Below are 15,427 nucleotides of genomic sequence, written 5' to 3' on the forward strand. Positions count from 1 at the left end.
AAGTTGCGAGCAGCGACGTTATTGTGCGGAAGAACGGACGACATGACTGATCGTGTCTCTCACGGATTGCTGAGACGATAGCTGTTCGGCAGACGTATTCCTCGGAAGTAGTGTGCGACGCGACCAAATCATTGAGCCACACCAACAAGGAAGAGAGACTAGACCGGTTTTCACATCGATGACGGGGAGTGTACGGCCTAGTATTTACACTTCGATCATGGGGGGATGGTGTTTTTCGACACACATATTCAAGTTTATAGGAATTGCGACGGCTCTGTGTTACACATCGATGACGGGGGGTTCGTGCCAGATATACTTCGGTGCCGGTTCGAACCTATGTCCATTAGACCGTAGAATTTAGGCATTATATTGGCTACAGAGACTGAATAAACATCGACGGAGGTCAAACTTTTTAATGCTCCGGTGTACATGGGAAATATGGCCGGTAATGATCCAGATGGGGCGGATCAATCCACGCTTGATGAAGGAACTAGTTCTACAGAGGGTGGACAGCAAATAGAAGCCGCCCGCAAGGATGCTGCCGGAGACGCGAGCTCGAATCAGGAATCTACTGAAGAGAGCACTCAGCGGTCAATCCGTGATATGCTCGACGATGAGGGGGGAGCATCAGTCTTCGTAAACCGTGACCTTGTCGAGCCAGACACGATTATCGATGAGGAGCGGATCGTCGGTCGTGACGACCAGCTTGAGTCCGTTGTTTCGTTTCTGAAGCCGACACTTCAAGGAAATCGGCCGCCGAATATGTTGCTGTACGGTCCCGCTGGAACAGGTAAGTCACTCATCATCGGGGCAGTCACACAGCAGATCATCGAACTCTGCCAATCAAAGGGCGAACGCTTCGGAGTTGTCGATATTAACTGTCAGCCGATCAATACTCTTGATCAGGCCGTCTACGAACTCGTCCAAACCGTTACCCAGGACATCGGTACGGAAATCGGCGTACCAGAAACAGGCGTGTCGACGAAGCGCAAGTACCGACGCCTGTACGAACTTATCAACGAACATTATGACTCTGTCATCTTTATTCTTGATGAGATTGATCTCTTGGTCGGCCGGCGCGAAAACGACGAACCCGCATACTCGAAACTTCTGTATCAGTTGTCACGAGCGAGCAACACCAACGAGATCGAAGGCCGCGTGTCCGTAGCAGCACTAACAAACGATCCAAAATTCATGGAAGACATCGATGGGCGTGCCGAGAGTTCATTCAACCCCCGTGATGTCTACTTTCCAGACTACGACGCGAATCAGTTGCGCAAAATTCTCCAAAATCGTCGTGATGCCTTCCGTCAAGATGCCCTCAAAGATGACGTGATTCCGCTCGTAGCAGCGTTCGCTGCGCAGAGTCATGGTGACGCACGAAAAGCTATCGACCTGTTCCGCGGGGCCGGGGACCTCGCAGACGAACGTGGAGATGAAGGAGTCACAGAGGACCACGTCCGAGAGTCCCAAGAAGAGATCGACAAAGACCGGTCGCTGAAACTCGTTGAGGGGCTCACAACACAAAAGAAAATTTCACTATATGCGACTGCAGCAGTTGCTCACTATTCGAACTGGACAGGCAGTTCCGTCCCAAGTCCGGTCGGATTCAAGGTCTACCAGTGGGTGACGAATGAACTCGATGCTGACCAGATGACCCGTGAAACGTACGTCAAATACGTCAAGGAACTCTCGACGTATGGGTTGATTTCGGCATCTCGAAAGAGCCGAGGACGAGGTGGCGGGATGTATATGGAATTCACGTTCACAGGTGACCCAGAAGCGATGATGACCCGGATTATCGATGACACTCGTCTTGAGGGTATAGCTGAGCAGGAGGAACTCCTCAGCTCAGTCGTAAACGCTCAGCTAAAAGAATTCCACAATCAGTGAAAGGTGTGGAGGCTCATTTTGGATTACACTCCCCCCGTGTTCGATGTGTAAAGCCGAGGTGACCGAGGTAAGGAGGTGAGAGAGGATCGAAGTCTCAGTCGACCGAGTTTAGAGACAAAAAAACGTTCCACACCTTGTATTCCACTCAGATTACACGAGAACCACCAGGATAGACAATCTCGTAACCCCCACCCCCCGTCATCGAAGTGTAAACAACGGGGGAGAGAGGAGATGATTTCACTAAGGGAAATGGTATACATCATCATAAGGACGTGAGATAGCCAAGAACACCCGGAAGAGGAGAAGAGAGGATGGAGATTTCAGAGATCACCGTCGTTCAGTTAGTCGAAGTTTTCTCCTCCTAACTTTCGTACTTGGTTCTAGTACGGTTTTGGTTGTGAAGGCTCATACATAAAACTTCGTCAGACAATATGCTTTTCTCATGAGTATGGAATTCTTGCTTCTGAATCCTCCTTCTCGGCGTCTACGGCCTTATCGGCAGTTTTGACCTTCTTATGTCGTTACCTCCTTCCTCATCTCATGATTTTACACATCGATGACGGGGGGAGGGAGTGCAGTCATAACTCCTTCAATACTCTTTTTGGTTGTCACTCCCCGGAAATCGGTATCTCGGTAGAACCCGCGTATCCGGACAAACAGGTGACGAGTATCCTCAGCTACCTCAGACACATCAGATACACAGGTGGGGAGAGATTCTGGCCCTACCCAAAGCATTGGCCTCAGATACTTCAGATACGATTGCAGCCTCAAAGCTGAACAAATCTGCGTTTAGTAACTGACCTCAGATATACCAGACAGGTCAGTCATGCCAGTTATTCACGTACGATCTATTGCTCAGTAATATCAGACACAACAGGTGAATCGGAACGATTGGGAGATTGGGCCACAGTTCGACCAGTCTTCTCATGTATTCCAGATACACCCCACTAAGTTTTCAGTATCGTAATCGGTCTCGATCAGATCTATCAGACACATCAGATACCACAGACACGTCTGACAAACAATTATATCAGGTACCTCAGATACAATAGACACATGACACAGATCATCGCCATCTCGAATCAAGCAGGTGGGGTCGGGAAGACCACTACCACGATCAATCTCGGTGGTGCGCTCGCCAACGAAGGGCACGACGTTCTCTTAATCGATGCTGACCCGCAAGGAACCCTAACCGAGGGCACGGGATTTCGCGACCTCTACGACCAGAAGATTCCGTCACTCCACCAAGTGATGGTCGATCCTTCACGGACCGAAGAAATCAACGATATCGTCCAGCATCATGATGAATTCGATGTCATCCCAGCTAACAAGGCGATGGACGGCCTCAAGGACATGCTGGTCACACAGGTCGCGAACAGCGAGATGCGGCTCAAAATCGCTATCAACGAGCTCACGCACGACTACGACTTCATCCTTATAGACTGCCCACCTGATCTCAGTCAAATTCTGGACAACGCTCTCCTCGCGGCCGAGTCAGTTCTTATCCCTGTTGAGCCAACTCGGCGATCTATCCGTGCCATTGAGAAGATGAACGAGGAGATCGATTATCTTACGAATAGCTTCCCTGGTCAGATCAAGGCCATTGATATCCTCGGAATCGTCATAAACTCCGTCGAGAGCGTCCAGAACAACGATACCAAGCAGATGATCGAGTTCTTTAATGATGCACCATACGACGTATTTCAGGTTCCGAACCGAGTCGCTATCCGGCGTGCCTGGAATAGTGGTGTCTCCATCTTCACTCACGAGGATACCGCGAAAACCGAAGATGCTCGTGAGGCCTATACCGAAATCGCGGCAATGCTCGAACGCCATACGACAGAGGTGAAAGCATGAGCAGTGAGGATGACCAAGATGATCTTGACGAGCGAAAGGGCGAACTTTGGAGTATGGATGAGGTGAGAAGTGGCGGAGGTTCAGCGACAGCGGATTCTGAAGAGGCTGAGGTGAGGGAAGATACCTCAGTCCCACCCGGATCGGATGATGAAGCCAATTCCTCATACGATTCGGATACAGAAGATACAGCGGATGGAGCGTCTGCCACGACGGAATCCAAAATAAAAGATTCTCCAGATACGTCAGAGCCTTCAGACCTCTCAGATACCTCAGATACTGAAGACACATCTGTCAAAGTCGAGGAGGACCCGGCGTTGCAGGCTCACGGCGAAACCGTCCGACAGATGGCGATAGATGCAGAAAACAAGGGGCTCGCTGTTCGTGACCTCCACAACGTAAACGTCTATCTCTTCGAGAGCGTTTACCACGATATGCGGACGAAGTTCAAGGAACTTGATACAGAATATTATGCAGCTCACGGCGAAGATCTCTCCAAGAATAAGGATTTCTTCAATGCCGTCTTCCGGGCTGGTCTCGAGAGCCCGCAGCTGAAAGAAGAGCTCGAAATCGAGTAAGAACCCAATCTTCAGGACCCTCTGCTGGATTCCTTTTTTCAGAAACGATTGATACTGCTTTCGGCAAGTACACTTCGTAGGGATACCGTTGATCTGGCTGTCGCCTGGCTCAGAGAATATATCGAGTCGCTACGAATCGACGACTGTAAAGAGACCTTCCAAGTCGCCACGCATCTCCTCGCGGCGGTGCCCTCGCTTTTCCGCCTTCGAGAGGTAGTTATCGAGGACGACGTCGGCTGATTTCGATCCCTGTTCTTCTGCGATATCCTCGAACCGCTCAGCCACCCGTTTGACCGCCGCTCCATAGGCCGTATACCAGTATCGGCGCCCCATCTTTGGGGTTGGCGTCGATCCGTCAACGGTCACTCCTGCCTCCTCAGCGAGTTTTTGAAAGTGCCGGCGGGCGGTCTCAGTGGAGATGTGACCGGACTTTGAGGAGGATGATGGCAACAGGTAGCCGTTCCAGTCGCCGCCATGTTCGTCGTGGAGGGTATTGATTCGCGATTCGAGCTCCTCGACACCGACTAGCAACGCAACAGCCCCCGGCCCGTTCTTGCGTTCGTTCTCGCCAAAGTCGATGTACGGATCCGGACCCTCGGGATCATCCTCGTCGGGAGTCAGCGTGAGCTGGCGCCTATGGAGAGCACAGACCTCGCTCGGCCGTAGTCCCCATCCACAGACTCCGATGACGAGAAGGCGGTCAGCTGGCGTCTCAGCGGTCTGGTAGAGCGACTGAATCTCATCTGCATCGAGTGCGGGATTGTCCCAGTCAGGCGTTGAATCCCATCCAAATCGCCGTTCGAGCCGTGTCGTCGGATCGTAATCGGCTTTCCCGAAGTCGACGCGGTGTTGGTAGAATTGCCTGACCTCCTGGACGTACTTGAGCCGTGATGCGTGCGTATTCAGCGTCTCGTCGAGTCGTCTTAGGACGTCGAATGTATCCGCGACACGGGTTTTCTCCTCGGAACTGTCCTGCTCAGACTGGAGGGGAGAGAGCAGGTCATCAGTGTCGTTCACCTGCTGGTAAGTTTCAACATAGCGGCGAAGTACCGAGCGCCGAGTTGCGATTGTCGATTCAGCCCGCCCCTGTCGGTCCCTGAGCTCATGCAGGTAGGATTCGAGGGCCTGACGGGTGTCTTGATCGTTGACGAACGCGAACGGGCTCTCTTCGGTTCCGTCGTGTGGCGGAACGCCGATCTCGTCATAGAAGTCCCCGGGCGAGAGGTCGAAGGTCCGGGAGAGACGTGCGATAAAGCCCCGATAGCGGTCACTCAGCCAGGCGTAGGTCGGTGTCTCGTGGTCGGGATCGAGGCCATCAGCCTGCATCTCTCGGGTAATTTCCTCGTGATAGAAGGCTTCGCAGTCCTTGAGGTCCATCGTGCTGTAGCGTGGTGAGTCGGTGGTAGTGTCGGCGGACATTGATGACGCGGTGGTGTGGAGTCGAATTCTCTTGTTTTCGAGCTTTGCAGGTGGCCGGTGAAATCGCGTTACGGAAGGCGACTCGCTGTGTGCACCGGTGATTCTAAGCTGGTTGTTCTCGGTGGGTAGAGCGTTACCCTTGATATACTTATATCTTGTGTGGTGTGGTTTTCCAGTTCAGAAAACCATAACAACACAATATCGCCCCAACTAATAACTCCAGATAATAAACTGCATGATGGTATATCGACTGCCGGAACTTCCCTAATCAAATATCTGCGAATTCTAAAGATATATTGCGGAGTAGTACGTAGGAAGAGCTATGTCCGACTTCGACCCCACTCCACCGGCAGAGGCCGTCGACGAGGTCCGACACCGCTGGCACGAGAGTACTGACACGTTCGGCCGTGTCTATGATACCATCCTCGGAATTACAGACCCAACGCCCTACTCCGAAATCGCGGAGATCGCGGACTGCTCTCCGAACGCAGCGAAAAAGCACTTAGAACGTCTTGCAGAAATGGGCATCGTGCACGCCGATCGCGAAAGCCGTCCCGCTCGGTACGAACGCAACGATGGCTACCTCGAGTGGCAGGAGGCGAGTCGCCTCGCACAAGAACTGAGCCTCGAGGAGATTATCGAACGCGTTCGGCAACTCGAAGATCGTCAAGACGAGTTCGAGGAGCGGTTCGAGACAACGGATCCAGCGTCGGTATCGGTCTTCGATCAGGACGATCATGACTTAATTCACGAGCGGATGGACGCCATCAGCGAGTGGGAGTCCATCGACCGGGATATTCGCCTGTATGACCTCGCACGCCAGCTCGCCCAAAACGATGGCCACCTCCTGCCAGCGTAGATGAGTCCGTCACCAGATGACGATCCGGCATCGACAGGCCCACCCGATCGACAGACTCTCCGCCTTCTCGAACGTATCCTCGCAGACGAATCGGTGGTCACCACAACCGAGTTCGAACCCGACAGCTACGAGCCGATCCTTCTCCGTGCACTGGTTGGTGTGGACCAATATCCGCCCGCAATCGAGACTGCCCGTTTGGATATTCGCTGGTTCACGAGAGGAGACTTCTCGATTCACTATATCGAAACCCATGCAAACGGCGACCAGTGGGAGTGTCGATGGGACCGCCACCCTAATTCACACAACGCGCGCCTCCATTTCCATCAGCCGCCAACCGGTGACAAAGTTGAGGATCTCACAGTCTCGTCAGTGCACCCATTGGATATCGTGTCACTGGTACTCGCTGCGATCGAACAACGAATCACGCAACACTGGTCAATCGACGCATCCTGATAAGCAACTTCTTCCCGAGTTGGGCCTATTTCTTCGGCCGACATGGTGGAGCCAGCCGGTGTGGGCTTATAATCTGTCTGCTCGACTGTGGTTGAGGGTAAACAAGTTGATCAACACCTCGTATTAGCTATTGGTAATCACTATTGGCATTTCATCCTTACAACGTGTCCCCTTCTCATCTTTTAGGAAAAGACAGCACGAACACAGTTCTGAGATTGTGTTACAAGCGTATTATTGTAATTGACTCTGGATTGCTACGCTAGTGCCGTTCACAGATATGGCTCTCAGTAAGCCTGGTTCATACCACTTGTGAACCTGAACTCGAAACAGGAGTTCTGCCCGGGTATACTCTCAAAACCCAATGGCTCATGTAAATATGGAGGTGTGAAATCTCTTAGAGCGGATTTCATAGAGGCTCCCTTCGTGAGACGGTTGGTCACCAAGAAGATGAACCTCGTTCTGGAGATGCTTTCTGGCGTACGAACGGATGTCTACAGAACCGCTCTCAGTTCTTGGTCGTATTCTTCGGATCAACGGGTGCAATGTACTTGTTTTTCCACGAGTTGCCCTCCCGCCACTGCCAGTAATAATACTCGTAGCCGGGCTTGGTTTCTTTGATCGTAATGTAGGCACCGCTGGTGGGAACATCCTCATACTCGTGGGAATCAGCCGAGATTCCGCGTTCTCTGAGATCGATCTCTTCACCGTCAGTGATCGACTCTCGTTTCCGAGCTTCGGCGAGTTCCCGTTCGCGTTCGGCACGCTTCCACCGAGCGAGTTCACGGGCGTACGCGCTCACGTCGTCGAGGCGATCGGGTGACTGGCGTTCGAGAGGCTTGAGGAGTGTCTTTGGGAGGTCCGGTGGGTCTGGCTGGTCTTCAGTCATCGTCCTCGTAGTTACCCCACGAGATCCAGACTAATAGTTCCCGTGGGGTAACTCCCAATCAGTTCTTTTAGCTCTGGCGAATACTTATGTATGATAATATAAGATGTGGTACTATGCATCGACGGCGGCTGCTCACCGCCTCGGGTGCTACTCTCGCTGGCGTGAGTCTAGCGGGATGCCTCTCGAGTTCCGAGGAAAGCGTCTTCAAAGAGATCACGGGTTCGAGCTGGAACCTCGTGGTTACGTTCGCTGAGGGGTCGCAGATCGAAGAAATCAGTCTTGTAAACCCTGACGGCGATGTCTTCAACGGGGCCACTCTTGAGTTGGGACAGCGCCGCATTGCACTCTCACTCATCGAGTACGGTTCCGGCGAGGCCCAAGCGATGTACAGACGGGGAGAGGAGTACACGCTCGTGGCCGTAGATGCCGACGACGAGCGCCACGAACGGTCGATCACACTCGAGCCGGCTGTCGAACTCGCCGATATCGACATTTTCGGGCAGACGGACGTTGGGGACGATCCCGGCACAGGACCGCTCACCGATCTTCACGGCGCCTCGACGACAGCCCCAGTAATCGCTCTCGAAAACGATGGGAACGCTCCAGGGCTCATCTTCGAGTCAGGCGTTGCGGGTGAGAACGTTCCGAACCCACGCGTCGCTCCGCCGAACCGCGACGACTCTACCCCCGATGGAGCGAGACTCATTCCACTCAACGATGACCGATATGGACTGGTCTCGACGGTCGGCCATGCTGTCGTTGGCGTTGACGAGACGACTAGCGCCATCACCGCGTATTCTCCGTTTGCGTTCCCCGAGGAGACCTTTACTGAGGACGAGGTTGCGGAGTGGGTGGGCGAGGAGATCGAGGCAACGCTGGTGGTCGCGATCTTTCCTGCGACGGAACTGTTCGCGACCCTTACGGTCGCGTTCGGGGGCGAGCTCTCGCGGGAGTCGAACCTGTGGTATTTCGAGGAGACACAGCTCGTGGAGGTTGAAATCGAATGAGTCAGTACGAGTCCGAGATCAATCCGCGGTACGACGACCCAGAGACCTATTCGGGGCGAAACCCCCCGGATTGGGAAGCCCGACGTAAGGCCGTCTATCGACGCGACGACTGGACGTGCCAGAACTGCGGACGACAGAGCGGACCTTACGCTGGTGACGACGGCGAGCGTCTCCACGCTCATCACATCCAGGCGCGTGCAGACGGTGGGTCGAATCGCCTGTCGAACCTCGAGACGCTGTGCGAACCGTGTCACCAGAACAACCACGACCACGATATCTTCCAGGACGGCTGGGTCGGCGACGGGCCGAGGGTGTATCGGATCGGGCCAGCTCGAGCGAGCCTGCGAGGGGGTCTCGCTGCGCTCATCATGTCGGTTTGGGTCGGACTGTTTGGTCGCTTGCTCGCCTATGGAGGAGGCATTCAGTTTGGCTCGCTCGAGGATGAGACAGTCTGGGTCGGTATCCCGACAGTGATCGTGTTAGCAGTCCTTCTTTCAAAGCCGCTATTCGTCACAACGGTTCTCGGACTGGGTGCTGCAGGGATTACAGCGATCGTCTTGCAGGGTGTCGGGGTGAGTATCGAACTGCTGTCAACGGCGCTATTAGTGTGGCCCCCAATCTTGATCGGGGTGTGGGCACTGTGGCGAGGTCACCTGCACTGACGTGACCGTGAGTTTTCACGTCAGGGGAAATTTTAATACTGATAAGTATCTATTACTATAAAACGGCTAGAGAGACAATGACACTCATAACGTATATCCCTGGGATGGCACCGGGCCGAACCCAACGCAATCTCGTCGTTCTCGGAGTGTATCTCGTGTGTTTCCCGGTGGTGCCGTTCATCTTCGCGTATGCAGTGTTCTCGAACTATAATCGGATCTCGGACCGACTCGCGATGCGCAACACGCCAGGGTTCACTCCTGGGGGTGGAGCGAAACCAGCAGCAGTGACACTCGTCGCACTATTGGTAACGATTTCGGTGATTGCGAGCCTCAGTGTTGCACCGTTCTTAGTGCTGGGTGACAACGGCGGCTCTGACATTCCGACCGAAGATGATAGTGGGATCGAAGGCGACGATACGCCAGTTGGTGATGACGAGGGGGAGGATGATGCTGATGACACCGACAGTAATGGATTCGATGGAGGAGAATTCATTGGCGAGAGCGATCCACAGGAGGAGATATCGGAAGAGGAGAGGGAAGAGAACACGCTTGAAGCATTTCAAGAAATGTTGACAGATGAAGGGTACGAGGTCACGGATGGAAGAATGGAGGATGGGGTCATGTATATCGAATATCGGACGTATGCAGAAGATCGGGCTGAAATAGATGGTGAAATAACCAATTTCGCCGAACACTATACCGCGTATGATGACATTCTGCAAAACGAAATGACGGAAGAGTATGAAAGTGTATTCGTAGAGCGGACGGAGAGGCTTCACGTCACAATCGTGGATTACAACGACGTTGAGCAAGGATCCTACTATATTGAAGGTGAATGGGCTCGAGCGTTTTATGCCGGCGAAATGTCCGATGAAGAGTATGGAGATCGGATCGAAGAAACGGTCGAAATTAGTGACGAATTTGATGATAATAGAATCGACGATAGCAGCGATGACGATAGCGGCGACAGCAGCGACTAACAATGGAACGCGGTAACTCGTCAGATCTTGCTGGCGTTGTTACGCGGCGAGATTTTCTCTTAGGCGCTGGGAGTATCGCAGTCCTCGGTGGGATTGCGGGATGTCTAGGGTTGGGTGATGACGACCAGCAGACTGAGGAATTAGGGAACGAGACGGACGATAATAACTCTGGGGACGAAAGTGCAGAAGACGGTACATCAGGAGACCCGGATGGTGAGGGAAATGATGATGACGAGACGGAGTCACCCGATGACGTTGCTGAGAACGAGTCTGAGGCCGAGGTCGCGGCGGAGGAGGCGGATGACGACGAAAATGGAGAGGGCGAGAGTGAAGACGACGACACAACGGAAGACCTGGACCGTGAGGAAAATGATGATGGCGAAGGCAATACGACTGATCCCGATTCTGAACACGAAACGAATGATGCGGACAGAGAGAATGGCACCGCAGATGAGAGTCATGACAACGAAACCACTGAGGATCCCCAAGATCAAGACGACTCGGGGGATGAGGCGGACGAGAACGGATCTGATGACGGCACTGACGAGGACGACCCGAAGAGCGATCAAGCCGAAAAGGACTCTGGAGAAGAAGAAAGCGATGAGGACGTTCGCTTCGAGCAGTACAGAATCAAGGAGTCGCCCTACCAAGTCGACCATCCCGCCAACTGGGTGGTTGATGAGGGCGACGACTACGTCAAAATCCATAATGACGACGAGACTGCGTGGCTTTGGATCGAAATTAGGGAGGTTCGCACTGACCTCGACCGAGAAGTTCGCCATTTCCGCAAGGACTTCGAACCCGATCCGAGTGTTGAAATCCATGCAGACGACCCGGTGACACTCTCGAGCGGTGAGGAGGGCCATCGGTTCATCATTGAGATGACCGAACGGGAGAGAAACATCTTCGCTCACGAACTGATCGCCCAGGCCACTGGCTACCAGTACAGAACTGCCGTAGTTGTCTCGCGGTCAGTATACACCGAGGAGTACGCGCAGTTAGCGGAGGAAATCCTTGCGACGGTTGCTCTTCGTTAGCTTCCGACACCGTTCTCAAAGCTCGAGACGATCACGGAGCGTTCACGATAACGTTCTCGAGTTGATCGGCACCTGTGCCACCGACGAGGCGATTGAGACCAGCTTCCCAGCCGACTGTGTTGATCTCGATGTCATGGAATTCGATCGAATTCGTGTACGGCGAGACATAGATCGCATTGGCGTTTTCGTAGAGCGTGATCCTCGAGTTCTCGACGACGGCCGGGCCGGCCGGTGACTCCCCGCCTTCTCCGCGCGTCCCGAAACCATACGTCCCTCCAGCGCCGCCGCCCTCAGCATACGCAATCTCGATTTCACAGTCACGAACGAGTTGTGGGCCGTCTTGGAGCAGGATTCCACGAGGATTGATGTAGACCCCATCCGGGTTGGTCTCTATCACAACATGGCATTGTTCGATGACAGAGCCGGGATACGGCCCGTCGAGAGCTTCATCTTTGTTGTCAGTGCCGTCAAGCCATTCAACAGGCTCCCAGTCGTCGCCTCCGTTGGTCCGGATCTGGGACCCTCCGCCGTCCCAAACGATGCATCCCGAGACGATCTTTCGGCCGGATCCCCCGCGAGGGTAGATCGTGTTATCGGGCCAGGGTCCACAGATCATGTTGCGGATGACTGTCGTCCCCTGTTGATCGGGATGGCCCGTAAACCCCGTTGAGCCCCACGACTGACCGAAGTCGGGATGCTCGGGTCCCTCATCGTACCGACGCTCTTCTCGGGTGTTGATCGTATCGATGTAGTGGAGTCCGCCGCCGCGCATATCGACTGAATCAACGAGAGCAACGGAGTCGGGCTCGGCGGTTGCGACGCGTAAATTGGCGAATGACCCGAGTGAATGCGTTCCGTGGAAGACGATATTTCGGATCTCAGCCTCTCCGTCGATGAACGCATTGAGACCCTGCATTCCTGCGTTCGCGTGCCACCCCCAGTCGAAAATGAGGCCACCGAAGACGAGATCGCCATGCGGGTTCGTTGAGGTCCCGATCCGGAACATCATCGTGGAGCCAGTGTATTCTCCCTGATCGACTGTGTGACCCTCGATCGCCTCGACGCGGCCGTGTCGGATGAGCGCGTTCTGGCCGATCAACCCAACGTTCGAGGTACTCGTCCGTCGGAACGGCCGATTCATCTTGTATTCGCCCTCCGGGAGCACGATGAGCCGGTCGTTGTCCCACGCCTGTCGGAGCGGGGCGTCGATCGGATGTTCTCCCGATGGATCCGCACCGAAATCGTCGACGAGATTGACGACCTCGGAAAACCGTGGGGCATACTGATCAGGTGGGAGTGCAGTAGGAATGTCTCCATCACCGACTGACATGGTCTGACTGTGCCCACCGCAGCCAGCAAGAGCTGTTGCACTCGCTGTCGCCCCGATCCCTGCTAAGAGGTTTCGACGAGTCAGCGTAGGGGACGTCACACAGTTTCTCCTCTTAATCATGTGTGTCTTGTTAACCACCCTCTTTATATTAACTCATAATTTCCATAATGTATGATAGAATAATATACTATCAATTGAGGTTCTATACATCAAACATAGCACGGTTTCAACAGTGAAATATCCGTAGGCTATTTGTATTAATTTTTATTCTATCCTCAGGCATTAGATTAGTTAGTATTCCATAAATTATTTATCGTATGAGATAGTGGGATGTTCACATGGTGCCAAATGACAAGGTACTGCAGCGAGTGATTCAAGCAACGAAACGCGTTCTGGGGCGACAGAGCGTCACAGCAGTCCAGATTTCAGTGTTCGTTGCGGCGGTGGTGGTGCTGATCCAGCCAGTGGTTGCCCAATCGGCGCTCGAGGAAGCCGGCGATGTCGCTTGCTCGGGCGCGCTCGGACAGATGGTTTTCCTCGGCTTTGGGCTGTTGACACTGATCCTTATTCTCGTCGGGCTGGCCCAAATTGGGCTCGGCTTCGTCGGGACGGGCGGTGGCGGAGGTGGTCGTCGGGGTGAGCGCAACAACATAATTAACGGATTCATCACACTTGTTGGAGGGCTGTTCCTGGGGAGCATGAGCGCGGTCCTCGACTACCTTGGGATCAACCTCGATGGCTGCCTTCAGGGCGGGGAGATATTGGTCATCATGCCCTTCATGTTCTGACCGTCCAGTATGAGACCCCAGGTTTCGGTTGATCGGAGGTGGTTGCTGGTTGCGCTTGCAGGGGCTCTCTTGCTGACTGTGGCGCTGTTTGGGGGGTTGGGTATTGGGGTCGTCGACGCACAGGAAAACGAGAGCAACGAGACTACCGACGACGGATTTGGAGCTGACCCTAACGAGGGAGGAAGTGTCTCAATTGATTTTGGCGGGGAGAATCAGTCAACTGCTTCTGGTGTCGATGGGGATGAAATTTCTGTCGAAGAAGATGAAGAAACCAACTCAAACGAAACCGAATCTGTGGATGAAGAGGAAAGTGGTGGGATTATCCCCTCGATGGATGGAGTGGAAAATGCTAGGGATGAGAAACTAAGTGGGGTACGAGACTTTTCTGAAGAGCATGTCCCCGGAGCCGAATCAATCGGGAACATCTATGACTCAGCTCAAGCCGCAGAAGAAACGATCTCAGACACTGCGAACGCAATGCGCCAGTCCCCAGGCGAGTGGTTCCACAGCCTCGTGGTGTGGGCAGTCTCGGCACTGTTGAGCGAGATCGTCGTCGTGATCAATGCGATCCACGAAATCGCCGTCCAGGTCCCAGCACCGGGGGAGGCAACCGATCCTTCGAGTTGGACCGAGCCCGAGAGCGAGCAGTGGCAGACGGTCTTTGCGGTGATTTCGTGGCCGATCGTCATCGCAGTCATGTGGTTGATCGCACAGTTCGGTATTTCGTTCTCCTATGAGAGCGCCGAGAAACGCCGGCGAGGATGGAAGCGTGTCGCCTTTGCAGGGCTGATGGTATTCGGGACCTTCGCGTTCGCGCCCGCACTCTTGCATTTGTTTGCCGAACTCGCTGCGGAGATTTACCCCGATGGCGAAGAGTTCGCCACCCCCGAAGGTGGAGTCCGATTCGGCCTTGGTGTCCTTCTCTTGCTGGGATTGCTCGTCGCCAAGGGGGTCGTCGTCGTCGCGGCACTGGTCGCTGTCATCGCGATGCATTTTCTGACGTACCTCTCTGTACTGTTTTGGCCGCTCAGCTGGGCCGCATGGGCGTCGCACGGCCAGGCACGCGCGTACGGCAGTTTCGGATTGTATATTCTCGGGGTCCTCCTCGCACTGTCGACTATTCAGTCTCTCATCTTGCGATTCCTCGTGCGCCTCCCGCTTGGTGAGTCGATCGCTGGGACGGCTGGTTCGCTCATTTTGATCGTCTTCGGGATCGGATTTGCTCTCGTCTACCTCCCCTGGAAGTTGATGGAGAAGGCACAGATCGCCGCCGCGCTCAAGCTTGGCCGGGAGCCGACCGAGCGCGTGATGCAGAACGCACCAGCCGAGGTGCATCACCTCGCTCGTCACTACAGGCAGGGAGTTCGACAGAAAATGAACGGTAACGAGAATTCCACTGCCAGCGGTGGATCTAGCGGCGGTAGCAATAGTGTATCGAGCGAGGCCAGTCCCAGCAGCGGATCCAAGGGCGGGGGTAGTGAGAGTGGGGGATCCAGCACGAGTAGTGACAGCGCTCCCAGCGAAGGCAACGGTGGCTCCAGCGCGAGTCCTGACGAGTCCACTCAGGGTGGTAATTCCAACCCTGAGAACCGCCGGCAGCCCCTCGAATTGCGCAAGAAACAGACGTTCAGTGAGATGCGAAAAGATCGGATCGATCGGGAAGTCAACTCATAACACAACC

14 protein-coding genes are annotated in these 15,427 nt (G+C 54.2%); 11 read left to right on the forward strand and 3 right to left on the reverse strand.

Annotated elements, in window-relative coordinates:
- Nucleotides 1-438 precede the first annotated feature (438 nt).
- From LCF40_RS20850 to LCF40_RS20860, 3 genes are all read left to right on the forward strand, one after another.
- Nucleotides 439-1,893 (forward strand): orc1/cdc6 family replication initiation protein, encoded by a 1,455-nt coding sequence (locus LCF40_RS20850; RefSeq protein WP_380684080.1) that lies wholly within the window; start codon nucleotides 439-441, stop codon nucleotides 1,891-1,893.
- Nucleotides 1,894-2,949: 1,056 nt separating this feature from the next.
- The gene (locus LCF40_RS20855; protein ID WP_114579215.1) at nucleotides 2,950-3,750 is read left to right on the forward strand and encodes a ParA family protein; all 801 of its coding nucleotides are present in this window, start codon (nucleotides 2,950-2,952) and stop codon (nucleotides 3,748-3,750) included.
- The gene (locus tag LCF40_RS20860; RefSeq protein WP_224830074.1) at nucleotides 3,747-4,325 is read left to right on the forward strand and encodes a hypothetical protein; all 579 of its coding nucleotides are present in this window, start codon (nucleotides 3,747-3,749) and stop codon (nucleotides 4,323-4,325) included. Before LCF40_RS20855 ends, LCF40_RS20860 begins: the two co-directional genes overlap by 4 nt.
- 129 nt (nucleotides 4,326-4,454) lie before the next feature.
- On the opposite strand, the gene LCF40_RS20865 is transcribed toward LCF40_RS20860, so the two are convergent.
- Nucleotides 4,455-5,744, reverse strand: coding sequence for a site-specific integrase (locus LCF40_RS20865; protein ID WP_224830075.1), 1,290 nt, complete (start codon nucleotides 5,742-5,744; stop codon nucleotides 4,455-4,457).
- A gap of 322 nt (nucleotides 5,745-6,066) precedes the next feature.
- Here LCF40_RS20865 and LCF40_RS20870 point away from each other — a divergent pair, with 322 nt between their 5' ends.
- Both LCF40_RS20870 and LCF40_RS23605 read left to right on the forward strand, forming a co-directional pair.
- The gene (locus tag LCF40_RS20870; RefSeq protein ID WP_224830076.1) at nucleotides 6,067-6,603 is read left to right on the forward strand and encodes a winged helix-turn-helix domain-containing protein; all 537 of its coding nucleotides are present in this window, start codon (nucleotides 6,067-6,069) and stop codon (nucleotides 6,601-6,603) included.
- Complete coding sequence (locus LCF40_RS23605) at nucleotides 6,604-7,056, forward strand: toxin-antitoxin system TumE family protein (protein WP_345777874.1); 453 nt, start codon at nucleotides 6,604-6,606, stop codon at nucleotides 7,054-7,056.
- Nucleotides 7,057-7,561: 505 nt separating this feature from the next.
- Here the strand turns inward: LCF40_RS23605 and LCF40_RS20875 are convergent.
- Nucleotides 7,562-7,855 carry a hypothetical protein gene (locus LCF40_RS20875; protein WP_224830077.1) on the reverse strand — a complete coding sequence of 98 codons (294 nt, stop codon included), beginning with the start codon at nucleotides 7,853-7,855 and terminating at the stop codon, nucleotides 7,562-7,564.
- A gap of 200 nt (nucleotides 7,856-8,055) precedes the next feature.
- Between LCF40_RS20875 and LCF40_RS20880 the strand changes: the two genes are divergently transcribed.
- The 4 genes from LCF40_RS20880 to LCF40_RS20895 all read left to right on the forward strand — a co-directional run bounded on the left by LCF40_RS20880 (nucleotide 8,056) and on the right by LCF40_RS20895 (nucleotide 11,628).
- Nucleotides 8,056-8,949 (forward strand): twin-arginine translocation signal domain-containing protein, encoded by an 894-nt coding sequence (locus tag LCF40_RS20880; protein ID WP_224830078.1) that lies wholly within the window; start codon nucleotides 8,056-8,058, stop codon nucleotides 8,947-8,949.
- A complete protein-coding gene (locus LCF40_RS20885) occupies nucleotides 8,946-9,611 on the forward strand; it encodes an HNH endonuclease (RefSeq protein WP_224830079.1) in 666 nt (221 codons plus the stop codon). Before LCF40_RS20880 ends, LCF40_RS20885 begins: the two co-directional genes overlap by 4 nt.
- 77 nt (nucleotides 9,612-9,688) lie before the next feature.
- Entirely contained in the window at nucleotides 9,689-10,591 is a 903-nt protein-coding gene (locus tag LCF40_RS20890; RefSeq protein ID WP_224830080.1) for a DUF8159 domain-containing protein, read from the forward strand.
- 2 nt (nucleotides 10,592-10,593) lie between these two features.
- Entirely contained in the window at nucleotides 10,594-11,628 is a 1,035-nt protein-coding gene (locus LCF40_RS20895; RefSeq protein WP_224830081.1) for a hypothetical protein, read from the forward strand.
- 31 nt (nucleotides 11,629-11,659) lie between these two features.
- Here the strand turns inward: LCF40_RS20895 and LCF40_RS20900 are convergent, their stop codons facing one another.
- A complete protein-coding gene (locus tag LCF40_RS20900) occupies nucleotides 11,660-12,958 on the reverse strand; it encodes a hypothetical protein (protein ID WP_224830082.1) in 1,299 nt (432 codons plus the stop codon).
- 338 nt (nucleotides 12,959-13,296) lie between these two features.
- On the opposite strand from LCF40_RS20900, the gene LCF40_RS20905 reads away from it, so the two are divergent.
- Together LCF40_RS20905 and LCF40_RS20910 are read left to right on the forward strand one after the other, a co-directional pair.
- Entirely contained in the window at nucleotides 13,297-13,746 is a 450-nt protein-coding gene (locus LCF40_RS20905) for a hypothetical protein (RefSeq protein ID WP_224830083.1), read from the forward strand.
- A 78-nt stretch (nucleotides 13,747-13,824) separates the two neighbouring features.
- Entirely contained in the window at nucleotides 13,825-15,420 is a 1,596-nt protein-coding gene (locus LCF40_RS20910; RefSeq protein WP_465269290.1) for a TrbL/VirB6 family protein, read from the forward strand.
- Nucleotides 15,421-15,427 lie beyond the last annotated feature (7 nt).

It is taken from the genome of Saliphagus infecundisoli, assembly GCF_020177375.1.
Taxonomy (GTDB): Archaea; Halobacteriota; Halobacteria; order Halobacteriales; family Natrialbaceae; genus Saliphagus; species Saliphagus infecundisoli.